We start from the raw sequence: 1,266 nt of genomic DNA on the forward strand, positions 1-1,266 counted from the left end.
CAACGATTTTGTCCCAAGTAGACAAACACTTCTTGCATCAGGCGGTAGTACAAGTCTTCATCTTTCTGAAATTGGACTTCTACGAAATAAATGGGGTCACCGTCCCGTTTGGGGAGAAATACGCCGTCGGTGCGTTTGGCGAGTTCTTTGAGTTGGACGGCCTTAAAATTCTAGTTTTGTGCTAGTTGAGAGTTTTCTTCCAGGAGTTCAAAGAAAGTACCAGGGAGGGTTTGGAACACTTTATAAAATAGGCTGTCAGTGCGCATTGGTTAGCATTGGAAGGAACTGGTATTTGGGTTATCTGGCCAATATTATCATCGGTTGGTGTTATTTTTTGATATTATTTTTTTATAATGGCAAAGGTGTGCGCCCATATATAAAGTGCTCTTCTGATATCGAGTCCGCCTCAGCAGTTGAACTATCAGTAAGTCTTGCGGAGTAATTTGGTGGGCAAAGGGAAAAGGGGGTATTTGATGAATCTATTGGTAAAGTTTCCCCTTGCCCACCCTACGAGCTCTGCGATCGCCTCAGTTCTAGACGCTTAACTTGTGCCTGATATTGTCTTCTCTCCCAGACAGCTTTTTCTATCTCTTCTTGGGTACAGTCTAAACGTTGACAAGTATCTGTTAACCAGATTACTTAAGGTAGCTTTCCAGAAAGAACAGCCGCCAGAGTGGGCGTGACAAAAGTTTTTAGAGAAATTCAACTACTTGCCGCCCTTGGATTTGCGACGTAATTCTGTACTGATCGGAGCAATAGCAGAACAGCAAAAAAAATACAAGAATTATTTACAAAAAGTGGCAAAGCTGGGAAAGCTGGGACAGGAGTGGGTTTGGGAACAGCTTTGCTTGGAATTAGGGGTTTAGTTGTGACCGTCGTGCTATTAATTCTATTTCCACTATTTACCACTGCTATACCTGAGTCAGTTCAGGAGTATGATAATTTAGTAATTAAAATCAGCTCAAATCTTTTCTTATGACTAAAACTGGATTATTAATGCCAGGATTTGGAGGTGCAATTGCCACAACAGTTTCAGGTGTTATTGATTTGATAAAACAGGGTCATGTTAAAAAGTATGGCATGATTAGCGAAAAGCCAATTGATGATCGCACGTTAGGTCAAATTGCAGGTGCACCCGAGATTGAAGAGCTAGAAGTTGGGGGCTGGGATGCTGTTGATGCGACGATCGGTGATGCTATGAAATTACATGGTGTCTTGGAAGAGTGGCAATATAATCTGGTCTCACCCAATCTCAAGCTCCTTCGT

Annotated in this window: 1 protein-coding gene and 1 pseudogene; one reads left to right on the top strand and one right to left on the bottom strand. The window is 42.1% G+C overall.

Going from position 1 to position 1,266, the window contains the following annotated elements:
- A pseudogene (locus F6K49_RS50160) lies at positions 1 to 266 on the bottom strand (DUF2887 domain-containing protein); the annotation flags it as partial.
- 709 nt (positions 267 to 975) lie between these two features.
- On the opposite strand from F6K49_RS50160, the gene F6K49_RS50165 reads away from it, so the two are divergent.
- On the top strand, positions 976 to 1,266 hold a 291-nt coding region (locus F6K49_RS50165; protein WP_293110324.1), incomplete at its 3' end, for a hypothetical protein.

The organism is Moorena sp. SIO3I6 (assembly GCF_010672095.1).